Source organism: Methylocaldum sp. 14B (assembly GCF_002005105.1).
GTDB lineage: Bacteria > Pseudomonadota > Gammaproteobacteria > Methylococcales > Methylococcaceae > Methylocaldum.
Genome location: NZ_MSCV01000012.1, coordinates 114,385 through 131,175, shown reverse-complemented (window position 1 = coordinate 131,175; position 16,791 = coordinate 114,385). Strand labels below are relative to the sequence as shown.

The 16,791-nt window shown below is 60.2% G+C and carries 10 protein-coding genes and 1 riboswitch; of the genes, 5 read left to right on the top strand and 5 right to left on the bottom strand.

Annotated features, from left to right (window positions below; genetic code table 11):
- Positions 1 to 25: 25 nt before the first annotated feature.
- The gene (locus B2A78_RS11165; RefSeq protein WP_143735148.1) at positions 26 to 796 is read right to left on the bottom strand and encodes a VPLPA-CTERM sorting domain-containing protein; all 771 of its coding nucleotides are present in this window, start codon (positions 794 to 796) and stop codon (positions 26 to 28) included.
- A gap of 161 nt (positions 797 to 957) precedes the next feature.
- Positions 958 to 1,035: riboswitch (cyclic di-GMP riboswitch) on the bottom strand.
- A gap of 1,129 nt (positions 1,036 to 2,164) precedes the next feature.
- Between B2A78_RS11165 and B2A78_RS11160 the strand changes: the two genes are divergently transcribed.
- The 3 genes from B2A78_RS11160 to B2A78_RS11150 all read left to right on the top strand — a co-directional run bounded on the left by B2A78_RS11160 (position 2,165) and on the right by B2A78_RS11150 (position 6,609).
- Positions 2,165 to 2,821, top strand: a complete 657-nt coding sequence (locus B2A78_RS11160) for a transglutaminase-like cysteine peptidase (protein WP_205780752.1) — start codon at positions 2,165 to 2,167, stop codon at positions 2,819 to 2,821.
- A complete protein-coding gene (locus B2A78_RS11155; RefSeq protein WP_077730065.1) occupies positions 2,818 to 4,725 on the top strand; it encodes an EAL domain-containing protein in 1,908 nt (635 codons plus the stop codon). Before B2A78_RS11160 ends, B2A78_RS11155 begins: the two co-directional genes overlap by 4 nt.
- A gap of 1,200 nt (positions 4,726 to 5,925) precedes the next feature.
- A complete protein-coding gene (locus B2A78_RS11150; protein WP_077730064.1) occupies positions 5,926 to 6,609 on the top strand; it encodes a VPLPA-CTERM sorting domain-containing protein in 684 nt (227 codons plus the stop codon).
- A 224-nt stretch (positions 6,610 to 6,833) separates the two neighbouring features.
- Here the strand turns inward: B2A78_RS11150 and B2A78_RS11140 are convergent, their stop codons facing one another.
- Complete coding sequence (locus B2A78_RS11140; RefSeq protein WP_240502489.1) at positions 6,834 to 8,033, bottom strand: PAS domain-containing sensor histidine kinase; 1,200 nt, start codon at positions 8,031 to 8,033, stop codon at positions 6,834 to 6,836.
- A gap of 328 nt (positions 8,034 to 8,361) precedes the next feature.
- Between B2A78_RS11140 and pssA the strand changes: the two genes are divergently transcribed.
- A complete protein-coding gene (gene pssA, locus B2A78_RS11135) occupies positions 8,362 to 8,874 on the top strand; it encodes a CDP-diacylglycerol--serine O-phosphatidyltransferase (protein ID WP_077730081.1) in 513 nt (170 codons plus the stop codon).
- Positions 8,875 to 9,339: 465 nt separating this feature from the next.
- Here pssA and B2A78_RS11130 read toward each other — a convergent pair whose 3' ends face one another.
- Both B2A78_RS11130 and B2A78_RS11125 read right to left on the bottom strand, forming a co-directional pair.
- Positions 9,340 to 10,389, bottom strand: coding sequence for a DUF2278 family protein (locus B2A78_RS11130; protein ID WP_077730061.1), 1,050 nt, complete (start codon positions 10,387 to 10,389; stop codon positions 9,340 to 9,342).
- Between the two features lie 30 nt (positions 10,390 to 10,419).
- Positions 10,420 to 12,183 (bottom strand): phospholipase D-like domain-containing protein, encoded by a 1,764-nt coding sequence (locus tag B2A78_RS11125; protein ID WP_077730060.1) that lies wholly within the window; start codon positions 12,181 to 12,183, stop codon positions 10,420 to 10,422.
- A gap of 831 nt (positions 12,184 to 13,014) precedes the next feature.
- Here B2A78_RS11125 and B2A78_RS11120 point away from each other — a divergent pair.
- Complete coding sequence (locus B2A78_RS11120) at positions 13,015 to 14,814, top strand: bifunctional metallophosphatase/5'-nucleotidase (protein ID WP_077730059.1); 1,800 nt, start codon at positions 13,015 to 13,017, stop codon at positions 14,812 to 14,814.
- Between the two features lie 330 nt (positions 14,815 to 15,144).
- Here B2A78_RS11120 and B2A78_RS11115 read toward each other — a convergent pair whose 3' ends face one another.
- Complete coding sequence (locus tag B2A78_RS11115) at positions 15,145 to 16,755, bottom strand: choice-of-anchor I family protein (RefSeq protein WP_143735147.1); 1,611 nt, start codon at positions 16,753 to 16,755, stop codon at positions 15,145 to 15,147.
- Between the last annotated feature and the right edge of the window lie 36 nt (positions 16,756 to 16,791).

Here is a 16,791-nt window from a genome sequence, read left to right as displayed (position 1 = left end):
TTCTCCGTTAAGGATATTTGGGAGATTACGCTTTCTGGCCGCGGCGGCTGACCAGGGTCAAGCCGGCCAGAGCGGAGCCCAGCAGATAGATCGCCGCGGGAACCGGTACCGGAGAGGTGCCGGCCGGGCCGAATTCCAGGGTGCCGTTGCTCGACAGCAGCCAGCGCCCGGCAATCTGATTGACGATGCCGTCGCTGTCGTCGCCGGTGTTATTGGTCACGTGGAAGAAAAGCGTTGCCAGGTCGACGCCGCCGGCCGTGGAAGCAAACACGCTGGGAGAACCACCCATCAACGGACCCCAGTTACCGTCGTCCCAGGACTGCGGCAATCCGTTATCCACGACGCCCGACACGTTGCCGCCCAGAGCGGTGTTCAGTTCGCTGATATAGTTCTGAATGACGCTAATAGTGCCGGCTACGTTACCGAAGCCGCCGTTGAACGAAGACCCGGTGGCCAAAAAGCCCCATTGATCGATATTGGCGAAACCCTCGTCGAGGGTGTACACGGCGGCGATGTTGTACTGAAGATCGGTCTGACCGGCGAAGCCGGCATAATTGGCGTCCGCGGCCAGATTGACGTTGAAAGTCCAATTCGAACCGGCGTTCAGCACGTCAGTGAGGGGAACGTCGAGATCGCGGAAGTAGGTACGCCCCAGGCCGCCGTTCGCGTCGGGATCGAAAATCGACACGAACAATTCGCCCACGTTCGGATACAGGCCGCTGTTAATGGACGCTTCCGCGCCGGTGGCGCCCAAAGCCAGCATCACGCCGGCGGTAATCGCTTTCAGTTTGTTCATTTCCATGCCTCGTCTAAAATCGCGGTTGAAAATACCTTGCAGACGTCTTCTCAAGGTTTATCTGCAGGGCCGTTTTCGCCGGTCGCTTTTCGGCGACCGGCTTTTTTGTGCCGTTTTTCAGGCACCGAAAACAAAAAAAGCCGGGTTGCCATCAACGCTTGTGTGGCAACCCGGCTGTCTTGAAATCAAGACCCGTGGCTTTCCGGCCCCGCCTCGCGACGAGTGTGGCTTTGTCCTAGCAACCCTCCTGGACCGGGCTCCTGCTCCCCGGCCGCAACTTGAACCGCACTGCGGTTTTCTTCCGTCCCTTTGAAGGCGAGACAGACTTTAATGTCGCTTTTTTACAACCAAGTTAAGTTTGTGTGACACCGATGAAATTTTTTGAAAAAACTCAACGCACGGCTCCCGCGCATCAACTAAGTCTTTGTTTTGGATTACATTTGCGTGCTGTGTTTTTTTTCAAAACCTTAAGTCGCAGATGATTGCAAGCTGCCCCGGCTGTAGCTTTTTCGCTGAACGACTTTACGGATTCGCAACATGAAGGCGGGGGAATCGAGGAAGGGCACCGCTGGATGTGACTTCTTCCGAGCGCCTTGCCCGGTGTATCGGGTGGTAGGTCGGCAATCCTTTGCCGACAAATCCCGTCGGGAAGGGTCGCGATTAACGCGACCGTTTGCGATTGGAAGGGGCCGATTAAAGGCCCGTTTGCGATTGGAAGGGTGGCTCCGGCGCTCCTGGAAGGATCGGTTCGGTGCTCCCGAACCGATCGTTTGCGATTGGAGACACCGTTTGCGATTGGAAGGGATTCCCGACCTACTCCGCGGTTCGGTGCCAGCCAGCCGGCCCGCAACCGATTGATCCGGCATGCCTCCGTCGTTAGGCTGGTTCCCGAACTCCCGTTTGGGAACCGACGTTGAGAAGCTCCCGCTTCTTGATCCGCATGCGGTTGCGGGAAGCGGAAGCTTGGGAGCCAGCGAAAATCCATACCGGAATGACGGTCCGCTGACCTGTATAGATATCCATGCCCCTGGAAAGCTATTGACGCAAGCGACCGTTTGCCATCAAGCGCTGACGCTTAGCCGGGCCTGCATCCGGACGCCTTCGTCGGCAAAGGATTGCCGAGCTACGGCCGCTCGTTTCGGCCTACATTTAGAGCCTTCCCAGTAGGTTTCAAAAACCCTTCGACTCGGCTCAGGGCGAACGGCCTACTGAGATAGGCACTTAGAGGTACGGGGCGGCTTCCCAAGCCACGCCGCTACACTTCAGTGAAAAACGCTGAAGCACCGGGTTATGAGGTGGCGAAATTTCGCCGAGATGGGGCAAGATACGCTTCCTTCAAATCAACCCCCTTAGCTCTTGAAACGCTTATTGATATGGAGCGCCGCTTTTGCGGTCCTTGCCGTGGCGGGCGTCGAAATGGACCTGCTCCCCAATGCACGAACCTTGGAACTGGTCGGCCAGCGCTATGGATCGGCGGCCGTCGAACGTCTGTCGGCGTGGCGCGACCTGGTTCTGCATCTGGGCGGTGCCGGCGAGCACGAGAAGCTGGCGCGAGTCAACGATTTCTTCAACCGCCTGCCGAACATCTCCGACCCTGATCAATGGGCGCGCCGCGACTACTGGGCGACTCCGGTGGAACTCCTGGCCGCGAACGGCGGCGACTGCGAGGATTTCGCCCTGGCCAAATATTTCACCCTGCGGGCGGCAGGAGTGGCTCCCGATCGGTTGCGGGTCACTTATGTCCGGGTCTGGCGGCCACAGCTGAGCCGCATGGAGCCGCACATGGTCTTGGCCTACTACCCTACCCCCGAATCCGAGCCGCTGATTTTGGACAATCTGATCGGAGATATCCGGCCGGCCGCCGCAAGGACCGATCTAGCACCGACCATGAGCTTCAATGCGGAGGGGTTGTGGTCGGCCAAGCAGCGCGGACAGCACGGCAAACTGGGTGAAGCGTCCGACATACGCCACTGGAACGATCTGTTGGCGCGCATGCACCACGAAAAGACGGGAGCGATTCGATGAAGACGATGAGCCTGAAAACCCTGCTGGTCCTGCTGCTCAGTCTGCTGTTTCTACTGCTGGGGCTGGCTCTTTTCGCCACCGGCCTGGTGAATACCCACGGCTTTCTGCAACGCCAGTTGCACGCTCATGCGCAAGAAACGGCAACCACTCTGGCGCTGGAACTATCGCCCGCCCTGGCGAGCAACGACATCGCGGCGGTGGCCAATGCGGTGGACGCTCTCTACGATAGCGGCTACTACCGGCGTATCGCCGTGATCCGCCCCAACGGCGAATCCGTCGTGGAGCGGGAACTCCCCTTGAAAGTGGACGGCGCTCCCGAATGGTTCATCAGCCGCGTGCCGTTCGACGCTCCAGCGGGTCGGGCCGAATCGATGGCCGGCTGGAAACTTTCAGCCGTGGTCGATGTGGCCAGCCATCCCGGTTTCGGATATAGCCAACTTTGGCAGATGACCTGGTCCATCCTGGGCTGGACTCTGGGTTTCTGGCTGATCTCCGCGCTGCTGTCGGTATGGCTGCTGCAAAAGGCATTACGTCCGCTGGACCGGCTGGAAAATCTGGCGCTTCGCATCGGCGAAGGCAAGTTCGAGCCTTTGGCCGAGCTGCCCCGTATTCGCGAACTGCATCATATCGGCTCGGCGTTCAACCGCATGTCGGAAGCGGTGCGGCGCATGCTGAACGCGAAGATGGAAACCATCGAGAAACTACAGCGGGATCTCCACCACGACCGGCAAACCGGTCTTTTCAATCGCGCGTATTTTCTCGCATCGCTGGACGCGGCCCTGGCAATATCCGGAACGCAGCACGCCATTGCCATCCTTCAGCTCACCGGACTGGCGGAATGCAATCGCCGATTCGGCCGCGATACGGGAGATCTTGTCGTCAAATTTCTCGCCGATGTTGTGGAAGCTGTCGCCGAAAAGACGCACGGCTCGGCGGCGCGAATCGACGGCGCGCAGTTTGCCGTGCTGTTGGAGCACGCCGATGCCGATTGCCTAAGCGATCTGACCCATCACCTCGCCCAATCGACGGTGATGGCTTTACTCGAGACCGGAATCGCTTCGTCCTGCACCGTCCATATCGGGGCGGCCCTTTCTTCCGGCGATAGCAGCACGGCACTTCTTGCCCGGGCGGACGCTGCGCTGCGCGACGCGCAGATGGGGTCCAGCGGGAGCTTTCGGATTGCGGAGGCAGATCCGACGCCGGGCGGGAGCGGCCGGCTCGCATTGCTGCGGCAGGCTTTGGACAACGGTCGAGTGGAACTGGAGCGGCAGCCGCTCATGTGCCGGAACGCTTCGGCACCCGAGCATTACGAGGTGTTCGCGCGCATCGTGACAGAAAACGGATTACGGCTCTCCGCAGGCGCCTTGGCGCACATTGCCGAGGAAACCGATCTGGCTCCGATGCTGGACGAACTCGTCGTCGCACGCCTTCAGGAAGCGATGGCGGAAAAACCCGAAGCGGCGTGGTCCGTCAATTTGTCGGTGGCCACCATCATGCAGCCGGGATTCGCTCAATCTTTTAGACATAAAGTGCCCGCTCGATTAAATCTGGCCATAGAAGTCCCCTTGAATCGGCTGATTTTGGCCCCGCAAGCGGTCGAGTCCGTTAGCGAGCTCAGGAGAGACGGTTTTCGGTTCGTGCTGGATCGCTTCATGCCCTATCCCGGCGCACTGGCCTGGTTAAACGAATTGATGCCGGATTGGGTAAAGGTGGAAGGGGCTCTCTGCCGCCGGATATTCGATGACGCCGGCAATCAGGCCCTGCTCAAGGCGCTATGCCAATACGCACGAGAGTTGGGTATCCGCGTTGCCGCCACCGGCGTGGAACGGGAGGACGAGGCCGATCTGCTTTTTGGCCTCGGGTTCGACGCGGTGCAAGGCCGTGTGTTCGAGAAGGCGAGCTAGAACGTTTTCATACCTACTGTACGGGCACTGGCGAGTAGGTCGGGAATCCCTTCCCGACTTACTGGAGACGCTACACCAAACAGGAAAATTCGCCTGCCGGAGGGGATGTCTCTTCCCGGCGACGAACGGATCGCTTCAGACGCCTTGTAAATCCATTCGACATTCAAGCGAACATTATCGTAGGGTGGGTTAGCGAAGCGTAACCCACCGATCCGAGGCCGTTCGGCGGGTTACGGCCTCGCGGCCTAACCCGCCCTACAAAACAATTCCTGATTGAAAGCGATTTGGAAAAATACCTGAAACGGTGCGCCTGGGGTATTTTCCTGGCGTCAGCGAATTTTACGCCCACCGTAGATTTTCATCCTATCCCATTGATTCAGCGAAACACGAGTCCTTGGCTCAGAGTTTGCTGCTAAATCCCCAGACATCCGAACCCGACGGGAGACTTTTCACCTAAACGCGGATCGGCGTCGGATAGCTATTCAGCAAGCAGCTCACGCCGCCTGTTACGAAAACGCCGTATACGCCCTCTCGCATGTTCTGGTTCGCCATCGGTCCCGGAGCCGTCCGCCGGGGCCAAGAGCGACCACATTCCGAACCACCAATAGGCCGCCATCGAAATTTCTCAAAATGTCACAGACCCTTAACAAAATCTTCACAGAACTTCGATTTAATAAACAAAAACTGAAAGATTTTTTTGTCGTTGACCTTTTCGGCATGAAAGCGCCGGAAATCATCGAGCGACGCCCTGGAACCCAAAGGCATAGAAAGCGTGCTGTCGGTTGAGGGTGTACGACTGAAGCGACCTGCGCTGGGTGTGTGCTGGTTCCCAAACTCCCGTTTGGGAACCGACGTTGAGAAGCGGGAGCTTCTCGGGCGGGGCGCCCAAGCCGAAGCTTGGGCGCCAGCGGAGAGGCCGTTTGGGATAAGAACGGTATATCGAGGCTTGTCAGAGCATTTTGGGGGGTATCAAAGGTCGTTCGGAAACAGCCTTATCTTGGTTATCTCGCCGAATCGATAAACCAGGCAGGGATGGGTGGAATTGGAGTGTGGAAATCCGGGCATCGTCGCCCGTCATACCTCTACGCGCCTTTCGCAGACGTATAGGGTCGCCGCTTTTGTAGGACGAGAGATACGAGGGAATGTTTGGAATTCGGGTTTTTCGTTGCGTTTTAAACTGACTGTAAGGAGTCACTGCTCATGAAGACATTTATCGGTGCAATCACAGGCATTTTTATCTTTTTCAGCGGGGCTGCCGCGCAGGCCGCCCTGCTGGAAGGCCAATCGGTTTATTTCCAATTTGCGGACGAGGACCTGGATTACTTCGGGACACCGTCCATCGACGGCGATACCCTGAGCTTCGCCTTTTCCGATCGTTCTGCCGCCTCGGCTTCCCAGCGCCTAAGGGAAACCATGGAATTTCAGGTCATCGCCAAGGACGGATTTCTGATCAATCAGTTTCACCTGGCGGAGGGCGGCGACTACGCACTCGCCGGAAAGAACAGCGGCGTTTCGGCCAGCAGTCGGCTCCGGCTCGACGACTTTACCAACGACGAGTTGTTCCGCGACTCGGGTGAAAAATCCTTCCGCCTCGGCGGCAGCGGCGGCGAAAAGGCGGGCAGCTGGACCACGCTGTTCGAGCAGTCGATCGCCCGGAGCGAAGAACTGGACGTCCTCTTGACGACGATGCTGGGGGCCGTTCCGGTGGGCAGTCAGGGTGAGGCCTGGATCGATCTGAACGCGATCCGCGTGACCATCGGCGCGGTTCTGTCCGGCGGCGAACCGGCCCCGGTGCCTTTGCCCGCGGCCGTGTGGCTCTTGGCCTCCGGACTCGCCGGTTTGACCAGCGTGATGGCGGCCAAGAAAAATCAGGCACGCTGCTGAATCAAGGCGCAGATCTCGCCATCTTGGATCAGGCTGATCTCCGAGCCGCCGCTTTGCACGTCGATCGCGTTTGTCGGCAAAGGATTGCCGACCTGCGACGGCTGCCGAACTGGAATCGTAAGATGCCACTTAAGGAAGCTCTGATTAAGTCCTTCGACGGGCCTGTCCTGAGCCTGTCGAAGGGCATGAACGGATTCCACTTGTTCAGAGCTTCCTTAAAAGCATCAATCCGCCACGGAATCGGTGCTTGCCTCTTGCGGCAAGGACGTAGGCGAATCGAGCGGCAACCGCACCACGAATTCACTGCCTTTTCCCTGCCCTTCGCTGCGGGCCTCGACCTGTCCGCCATGCAAAGCGACGATTTTTTGCACGATGGTCAGCCCCAACCCCAATCCTCCCTGAGAGCGGTCCAGAGTGCGGTCGGCTTGAGTGAAGGCGTCGAACAGGCGGGGCAATAACGCGCTGGGAATTCCCTCTCCGGTATCGCGAACGCAAATAACCGCATTCCTATCTTCAACGAATGCGGTAAGCCAAATGAAGCCGCCTTCCGGGGTGTACTTGGCGGCATTCGATAAGAGGTTCGAGATTGCTTGTACCAGACGCGCAGGATCAATCTCGAGCCGAATCGGATCAGCAGGCAACGAAACCGTAAAACGGTGGTGGCGCTGGTCCATGAGCGGCTTACAGGTCTCAACCGCCTGATCGATCACCACCGTCAAATCCATAGGCACTCTGCGCAGAGTCAGCTTGCCTTGAACGATCCGCGAGACATCCAAAAGATCGTCCACGAGCCTCGCCAACTGAGTGACCTGCCGGTCGACCACGTCCCGTACCCATCGAAGCTGGGAGTCCGGCGCATCGAGTTTCCGCATGATCGCCATGGCGTTGCGTATGGGCGCCAGGGGATTCCGGAGTTCGTGCCCCAGCATGGCAAGAAACTCGTCCTTGCGACGCTCGGATTCGTGCAGGGCGCGATTGGCGGCCTCGAGCTGGAGAGCCCGCTCAGCCAGTTCGATTTGCGCCTTTCGTACGGCCGCTTCGGCCTTCTTCCGCTCGCTGACATCGATTATCGAGACCCAGTAATGAACATCCGTCCCGGAATCGTCTGGCGCGCCCATTCGACTGTCCAGCACGACCGGCAATCCTCGTCCCTCGACGGTTAGCAAGGTGAGCTCGGTCAGGCCGGTGCCGCATATCCGGCAGTCCCGGAGATGTTGCAGGAACTGATGGCGGTCTTGTTCGGCGATGAGGTAAAGAAAGAGAGAACCGAGGAAATGATCCCGTTGACCACCGAGCAGGCGCGCGCCGGTCGCGTTCAGGGCACGAATGATGCCGCACGCATCCAAACCTACGTAACCCACGGGCGCGAACTCATAGAAGTCCGCATAGCGGTTGCCGGAGAAGCCGTTCATTTGACAAGGCATCACTGATCTTGACTCCAGTTCCGTAGTAGGCGTGTACCACTGGCGAATCCTTTCGGCTGATACGACATTGATAGCGCCCTTTTGTTTCGGCCGATCGGATGGCGCGTGGCGAAAGGTCTGGAAAACTTGCGCTGTCATGGCTGCGTCATAACGTCTGGGCATGATCCGATGAGCTCGCCGGAAAAGAGACGTGAGCGACGAGGTCGAAGGACATCGTCTACGCCGCTACGACGAACTTCGATTCGCAAAAGTAATGTCGTCTTATTCCGAGAACCAACGGCCGGGAGACATTGAGCAAGCACGACCATCACGAGAAGGAATCTATCCCATGAAAATGCTGGAACTAATAAAAGTTGCCGATCTGTTTACCATCAGCAATCTGGCCTCCGGGCTGATGTCGATTTTCTTGGCCACCGAAGGCCATCCGGACTGGGCCTCCGGTTTCCTGGTGCTGGCCGTGCTCTTCGACAGCCTGGATGGCAAGATCGCGGCCCTACTTCACCAACAGAACCTGTTCGGCAAACAACTGGATTCGCTTGCCGACCTGGTGTCATTCGGCGTGGCTCCGGCGTTTCTCTATTTCTCGATCGACACCCATCACTGGATCAAGACACTGATCCTGATCATGTTCGTCACCTGCGGAATGCTGCGTTTGGCGCGCTACAACATTTCGCAGGGCAATGCCTTTGAAGGGGTTCCGATCACGGTCAACGGTGTCCTGTTCCCGACCCTGTTCCTGGTCGCCGCGTTCGTACCGGAAAGTGTCAATGCCTGGCCGATGATATTCCTGGTGCAAAGTTTCCTGATGGTTTCCAGCCTTAGAGTGCGGCGGCTTTTCTGAGTCCCTTTGTCTCCGCTGTAACGGGAGCACCGGCTCGCCCGATCAAGGCTAGGCACATCGAGACATGCAAGCTTGGCAGGCAACGGGTTCGCCAGCAAAGGATTGCCGGCCTACGAATGCTTGAATCCATTCACCCGAACTGAAGGCGCCAACGACTTCCGCCAAGCCTGTTTTGCCATACGAGCGCGATGAAAACGCTTTAGAGCGTTTTCCGAATCGGTGTAAGGGATTCGGATATGTAGGTCGGCAATCCCTTGCCAATCGCAAACGGTCGCTTTAGTCGCGACCCTTCCAATCGCAAACGGGAACTTTGGGAGCACCAAAGTCCCCCTTCCAATCGCAAACGGTCGCTTTAGTCGCGACCCTTCCGACAAAGCCCTTCGCCGAGCCGATACGTCGGCAAGGGATTGCCGACCTACGTTCTCCCCTCCTGGAACGAATCCGTACACCGGGATGGAAAACGCTCTAAAACACGAGCGTCCATCCCGGCTCGCGTGCCTGATCGCGCGTGTAGCTCACGCCGTGCACCTTCAGCCCTTCGGCATTGAGAAGCGAGATGATTCCGCCCTGGTTGGACAATTCGATGTCGGGCCGAACGTGGATGATCATCGGTTCGCCCGGATTCAGGGTGCCCGTCAGCGGCTTTCGGTGCTTGGCGCGGTCCAGCAGTGCCCAGCCGTCGAGATCGATAGGCCGTGGCGAGGTATTGAGCAGGATCACGGTTTCGTCTTCCGGCGATTCGATCGTATTGACCTTTGCCGCCACGATACGCACCAGGCCGTCCGGTACCGCATGGGTGGGAGGCCATACCGGCGTCGGCCGGGGCGGAAGGCCGTGTTCGGCGGGAGGACCGCCCGGCTCTTCGGGCAACATATGCCCGGTACGATCATCGGTATGAATCGCCTGCGACTGAAATTTCAGGAAGAGGGCCACCCATTCCTGCTGGTCCGCGTACCAGAACAGCAGCCCGCCGTCCTGCCAGACGCCGTCGTCCTTGACGAAATCGTCGGCATTGCCCTGATTCATGTGGATGTCGTGAACGCCGCGGCCGGGCGCGAAACCGAAGATCTTGTCGCGCTTGTTCTCCGGCCCCCAGGGCTCGCCGAACGCATACACCCAGGCGTTCTCGCTGGCCATGGCGCGCTGCACGTAGCGGTCGATCTTCTCGTTGAGGTCGTTGTCCGGGCCGGGCACGGAAAACGGGAGAGGCGTCATTTCGGCGAACGAGCCGAACAGATTGCCGCGGATGTAATCCAGCGCGACTCCGCCGGGCTTCGAGGGCAGCTTGTGCCAGCCCGGCTCCAGTTGTTCCAGCGACTCGGTTATGGGATGCCGGAAGTGCGGCACGATCAGGTAGGACAATTCCGACGGCCACAGCTTGGACTTGACGTTCACCGCCAGGCGGTACCGATCCTGATCGTCCACCGCCAGAATCTGATAATGGGGGTTGTCGCCGGTCCCGAGATGCCGATCGACCGGCGTCGCTCTCAAGACGCCATAATTTTTCAGGGGCATGGTGGCTTTCTCCGTGTTGAGTGATCGAGGTCATTCGTGCGCCATCGCCCGGCGCGATTTGTATTCCGGCGTACCCGGCGAGTAATGCTTGCGGGCCCAACCGGCATCGGACCGCAGCTTGAAGGTGCGGCGGCCGGAAGATGGCATTTCCCGGTCGCGGTAATACGCGGCGCGGGCCCGGTAGTGTTCGTACAGGCGGAAGAACTCCGCGAGATAGATCGCCGCGATGCGGCGGGAGCCCCGGATTTCCAGCAGGTTTTCGTCGTTCCGGTGCAGCGAGTTGTTGCTCATGTTGGCCGAACCGGAGTAGATCACCGGCTGAGCGGTTTCCCCGTCGATCACGATGAACTTGTGATGGATGATGACCGGCGGGAACGGCGGCGGCGCTTCCCCCGGAAACAGCATGAGTTCGGTATCGAAGCCCTCCGGGGTATCCGACCGGCGGAAACGCTCCGCGCCGATCACGTCGCGACCCTGGCGGGAGCGGTGGTAGAGTTCGAGCGCGGCGATCTGGTCCGCGCGGACGGCCTCGTCCGTTTTCGGCCTGGCGATCCGGTTGACCAGTCCGAACATCATCTTGCCGTTGTCCCCCGCCATGAAACAGGCGTCGCGAAGCTCGGCGTCGGTCGGCGTGAACAGGCAGAAAAGCACCGAACTCCTGGCCCGATGGATGGCTTCGACGATGGTGTCGATGGATTCGCGCTGGGAACTCGCTTCCGGCGAAAAGAAAACCCGCACCCCGGCATCGCCCACCGTAATCGGACTCGACCAGCGGGCATTCCGCGCCAGGGATGACAAAGGCGGATTGTCTTTGAGCCGCTTGAAGCGGTCGAAATATAGCCCGGCCAGGGCGGACGAATCGAAGGTGTGCATCAAATTCGCCTGGGTCGACAAAGCCCCCGTGGTGTAGTTGGCGGAACCGCACACGACCCGCGCTGCCGCGGGGCGACGGCCGGCCAACCCGCGGCCCGACACCAGGTATTTGTTGTGCATGATGGCGGCCTTGTCGCGGGGGAAAAACGCCACCCGGTCCTTCAGCCGGTCCACCGCCGGTTGATTGGGCGAAACCCTGTCACCGTCCGCCGATTCCGTTTTCTTTGCGTCGTAGACCAGGGCCAGGGAATGATTCCGGCTGAAAGTATCCAGCGCAGGAACGATGAACAGCTCGTCGGTCAGATGGTAGATCGCCCCGACCGCCTCTCTCGCCTGCCTGAGAAATGCCGGGACCACGCCGTCCAGACCGTTGGCCAGCCATCGGCGCAATTCGCGCGCCTGCTCCGCGCTGGGTTTGTCGTCGAGCTCCAGCCCCATGCCGCGCAGCTTCCGCATGAAACCCTGGGAGCTCAGCACCGCACGGTTGAACCAGGTGCCGATGCCGTGTTCGACTTCTGCCGGCAGCGTGACATCGAGCGTTCCCGCTGCTTCCGCAAGCGGCTGGAGATTCCCCGGCGTGCCGATCACCGGGAAAACCTCGTATCGAAAAACCGGATTGCGTCCGGCGCTCGCGGCCGCCCGGTCTTCATCGCCGATTCGTGCGTCCCACCAGAGAAACTTCTGGATCGGCGCTTCGTTGCTGGGAAAATCGGGCTGTTCCGGGTCGGCCGGACCGTTGAAGTCGATGCGGTTCAGAAGCCAGCTGGAAGGGGCGTACCGGCGCGTCGCGGGATCGCGAAATCCGGGTGTGCGCCTGGCGGCGAAACCCAGGAAATCCTTACGCCGGCTCCCCTCGTCCCAATCGAAGGCGAGCAAGATCATTCCCGGTGCCGGATATGCACGGATGGCGACCTTTTCCATATGCCCCCTATTATGTGCCCGGCCGTCAAGCGGCCGATACCGTTATCTCAAGGCTTTTGACGAACGACTCCGATAACCGGCGCCCGCGGCTCCTAGAGCATTTTCCAATTCGGTGTCAGAGAGCCCGATATGTAGGTCGGCAATCCCTTGCCGACGTACCGGCTCGGCAAAGGATTTTGTCGGCAAGGGATTGCCGACCTACGTTTTTCCCGCCCGACACGAAGCCGTACACCGGGATGAAAAACGCTCTAAGTACATTCCTCAAATATTTGCGGAATCTCGACAGATTGGCTTGGTTGGCGGGGTTGTCCTGCAGGTTGTCTATGCCGCAAGACTTCCCTGAATGTACTTAGCCCCTCATCCCACTCGAACACGAGATCGCAGCTTTTGCGGTTCATTGTCCAGGCATCCGCCGGCAACCCGCATGCGTCGTTCGGTTTACCGTATTAAACACCCGAAACCATTACAGCCCTGTGAAGTTTTCACCCGAGACCGACACACCGGGCGGCATCGCGCGGAGATATCCAAGCTCCGGTCTTCGCTGCTTACACTTTCGACGACCGAACTTATTATTAATCAGGCCCGTAAATACCCTCCTGGTATTTCGGGCCGCCGCCCAGGCCGGTACACGCCCGGCCTGGGCTCACGCGGCTTGTCGCCGCGCCGGGGCATCCCTGCCCCGGATTAACCCGGCCTATATTTATAGGCCGGGTTAATAACCTCCCGGTAATACAACTGTCAGGTCGCCTTAACACGGATGCTGTTTGATACACGGCGGTCCGCCGGGACTCGCCCGGCCTTTCTCAGGAACAAACCGAGGAATATGACACCATGAAACTCAACAAACTCGCCTGTGCCGTAACGCTGATCTTGGTCGGCGGCACCGCCTGCGCCGGCGCCGGGCCGGCCACGACGGTCAAGATCGTCGCTTTCAACGATTTCCACGGCCAGCTCGAATCGCCGGGCTCCTTCGGCGGCAAGCCGGCGGGCGGCGTGGACTGGATCGCCGGGTACGTGTCCAAGCTGAAAAGCGAGAACCGCTACACCACCGTGGTCTCCGCGGGCGACCTGATCGGCGCAACGCCCCTCGTTTCCGCCCTGTTCCACGACGAGCCCACCATCGAGACCATGAACATGGCCGGGCTGGAAATCAACGCCGTCGGGAACCACGAGTTCGACGAAGGCAAGGACGAGCTGAAGCGCATGCAGAAAGGCGGCTGCCATCCTACCGATCCGAACTCCTGCCAGGGCGCCTCGGTCGGCGCGCCTACCGCCGATGATGGTTCCTTTGCCGGCGCGGACTTCAAGTTCCTGGCCGCCAACGTGGTCGACACGGCTACCGGCAAGCCCGTTTTCCCGCCTTATGTCATCAAGAACTACGGCGGCGTCCGCGTGGCCTTCATCGGCATGACCCTCAAGGAAACTCCCACCATCGTCACGCCGTCCGGCGTCTCCGGACTGGAATTCAAGGACGAGGCCGATACCGTCAACGCGTTGATCCCCAAATTGCGGCGGCAGCGGGTCGAAGCCATAGTCGTGCTGATCCATCAGGGCGGCACCCAGCCCGTCGCCCAGAACGCCACGACCATGAACCAGTGCGCCGGCAACCTGGACGGAACCCCCATCAAACCCATCGTCAATCAACTGGACGATGCCGTGGACATGGTGATTTCCGGCCACACCCATCAGGCCTACAACTGCAGGATCGCGAACCGGGAGGGGCGTGAAATCCCGGTGACCAGCGCCAATTCCATCGGACGCATCCTGACCGACATTGACCTGACGATCGACCGGAAAACCCGTGACGTGACGGCAGTCAGCGCCACCAATATTCTGGTGGACCAGACCGACGCGACGGTCACCCCGGACGCCGGCATCAAAGCCGTCGTCGACGGCTACAAGTCACTGGCCCAGCCCATCGCCAACCGGGTAATCGGTTCCATCACCGCCGATATCACCCGCACAGCCAATGCGGCCGGCGAGTCCGCCCTGGGCGACGTCATCGCCGACGCGCAACTGAAAGCCACCGAAGCTCCGGGCTTCGGCGACGCGGTAGCCGCGTTCATGAATCCGGGCGGAATCCGTGCCGACCTAAGCTACGCGTCAAGCGCGACCGGCGAAGGCGACGGCAACGTAACCTACGGCGAAGCCTTTACCGTGCAGCCCTTCGGCAACAGCGTGGTGACCATGACCCTGACCGGAGCCCAGATCGAAATTCTGCTGGAACAGCAATTCACCGGCTGCGGCGCGGACAATGCGCCGGCCGCCTTTAACTATCCGGCCGGAGACTCCGGCCAGGCGTTCGACCGCATCCTGCAGGTCTCGAAGGGCTTCACCTATCAGTGGTCGGCCAGCGGTTCGCCTTGCGACAAGGTCGACCCGGCCAGCATCCGCCTAAACGGCGCGACCGTCGACCCGGCCGCGAACTATCGCGTCACCGTGAACAGCTTCCTCGCCGACGGCGGGGACAAGTTCTACGTCCTGAAGCTCGGCACCGATCGGCTCGGCGGCGCCCAGGACCTCGACGCCCTCGAAGCCTGGTTCAACCATCCGGAAGCCGATTCCGATCCGGCCGCGCCGGGCGTACAAATCGCGCCCGGTCCGCAAGACCGTATCGTGCGGATTCCCTGAAAAACCGGCGGCGGAGAGCTCCGGCCTCCGCCGCACCGTCTCTGAAACATAGAGCTCTACGCAAATTTTCGAATCCCGGAAACTCCGTTTTCAGGTTGTATTTATTCAACTCGGCATTGGAGTAAACATTCATCGTAGGATGGGTAGAGCGAAGCGAAACCCATCGATGGCGGGTTAGCCCCTCGGTTCCGCGTAACCCACCGATTGAAGGTCGTTCGGTGGGTTACGGCGCACGCGAAGCACAGTGATCGGCGATCGGTCAGTGCTGATGTGCGCCTACCCCCCCTACGAAACAATGCCTAATTGAACGCGATTTCGAATAACCTGCCGTCACTCGCCCTTCGGTCCCCATAAACTTACGGTGCCGGACACCTCGTTCGAAACGGCGATTAGAGGCTTGCCGGTCGGACTGTTATGGGCCGGCACGAAGTCGATCACTTCCGGGCCGCTGTCCGGCCCCACCGGCGTGGCTGCAAAATCGCGGTTTTGCAGATATTGGACGATGGCCGGCGAAGTTGGATCGCCCAAATCGACCACGACCACCCCGCCCACGCGCTCGAGGCCGATGAACCCGTAGGTCCGGCCGTCGACCACACCGGTGGCGGCGGCTTCGGGCTCGGGGCCCTTGTTGTCGCTGCGGTCGTCGAAGGTGTTGGCCTCGTTGTTGGAATTGAAGTTGGCGGGCAGCTCCGCGGCGATGATCTGTTCGAGCTGATCTCCGCTGTCATAGACCAGACCGCCGGTTTCGCCGTCCCACACCGAAAACGATCGGGCGCCGAAAGCGTAGACCGTCGATTCCGCATCCGACCCGGCGGCGGGCATCTTCGTGGTTACGGTGAGACGTCCCAGCGCGGCATTGTCGCGCAGCGCCGCCGTGAAGGAGTCATTGGTCGTAACGCTGCGCACACGGGCTTCTTCGACCAGACCGGGATATTCGCGGGCGTCGCCCTCGTTGGCGGAGAGCACATAGTCCTTGCCGCCGATCCGGAAAGCGGCGAGCCCATCCGGCTGGTACATGCCGTAGACCCGCCCCTGAGGCCAGGTGCTGATGTTGACGGCATTGTCGCGATCGCTGGCATCGAGGCCATTGCCGGCCTGCGAGTGGTCCTTGAAGCCGAGGTCGACGATTTTTTCCACTGCGAGGGTTTCGAGGTCGAGTATCGCAATGGCGTTGTTCTCCTGCAGCGACACCCAGGCCTTCCGGCCGTTTTCATCGACCGCGATGTATTCTGGCTCGAGATCGAGCGACGGCCGCGTGGACCCAAAGATGCGCACGCCCGGCGGCAGATCGCCGGCGCGCGGCTGATCCGGGTCGAAGGCTTGGAAACCGATCGTCTTCACCGAAAACTTGCGGCGGGGCAGTACGTCGATCACGCTTACCGAGCCCTCAGGATCGACATGGCCTTCTCCATATCCCGAAGGCTCGCCCTCGTTGGCGACCAAAACCCTCTTGCCGTCCGGCGTGAAGGTCACCATATCGGGGCCGGCGCCGACCTCGACCGCTCGCAGATTGGAACCGCCCGGCGAAAAGAAAACCACTTTGCCCGGTTCGGTGCCCGACTCCACTGCCGCCGCCACGAGCCCGTTCCCGACGGCGACGCTGGTGACTTCGGAACCGTACGCGGACAGGTCGAGCCGCTTGAGACGCACCGGTTGTTTCGGATCGGAGATGTCTACGATGTCGACCGAAGCGTTCGCGGCATTCGAAACGTACATCTTGTCGCCCTTGACGGCCACGACCTCGGCCGAGGTCTGGCCGGTCAGACCGGTGGCATAGCTGCCGACCGGCTCGAACGCGGGGCCTGCTGCGGCGACCGGGCCGGGCAGGATTCCCGCAAACAGGGCGGCAGCACCGACCGAGGTCGTCCGCGCCGCATCGAGCGCGCGAATGCCGCTCGCCAAGGCCCCCTCAAATTTCAAACGGAACAGTTTGGTTTTCATTCTTGTGACTCCGAGTTAGCGCAGGTGAAAAGAACG

Excerpts from the sequence above, each read along its gene's own strand:
- B2A78_RS11165 (WP_143735148.1), bottom strand. The coding sequence starts at position 796 with ATGAACAAACTGAAAGCGATTACCGCCGGCGTGATGCTGGCTTTGGGC.
- B2A78_RS11155 (WP_077730065.1), top strand. The coding sequence starts at position 2,818 with ATGAAGACGATGAGCCTGAAAACCCTGCTGGTCCTGCTGCTCAGTCTG.
- B2A78_RS11150 (WP_077730064.1), top strand. The coding sequence starts at position 5,926 with ATGAAGACATTTATCGGTGCAATCACAGGCATTTTTATCTTTTTCAGC.
- B2A78_RS11140 (WP_240502489.1), bottom strand. The coding sequence starts at position 8,033 with ATGCCTTGTCAAATGAACGGCTTCTCCGGCAACCGCTATGCGGACTTC.
- pssA (WP_077730081.1), top strand. The coding sequence starts at position 8,362 with ATGAAAATGCTGGAACTAATAAAAGTTGCCGATCTGTTTACCATCAGC.
- B2A78_RS11130 (WP_077730061.1), bottom strand. The coding sequence starts at position 10,389 with ATGCCCCTGAAAAATTATGGCGTCTTGAGAGCGACGCCGGTCGATCGG.
- B2A78_RS11125 (WP_077730060.1), bottom strand. The coding sequence starts at position 12,183 with ATGGAAAAGGTCGCCATCCGTGCATATCCGGCACCGGGAATGATCTTG.
- B2A78_RS11120 (WP_077730059.1), top strand. The coding sequence starts at position 13,015 with ATGAAACTCAACAAACTCGCCTGTGCCGTAACGCTGATCTTGGTCGGC.
- B2A78_RS11115 (WP_143735147.1), bottom strand. The coding sequence starts at position 16,755 with ATGAAAACCAAACTGTTCCGTTTGAAATTTGAGGGGGCCTTGGCGAGC.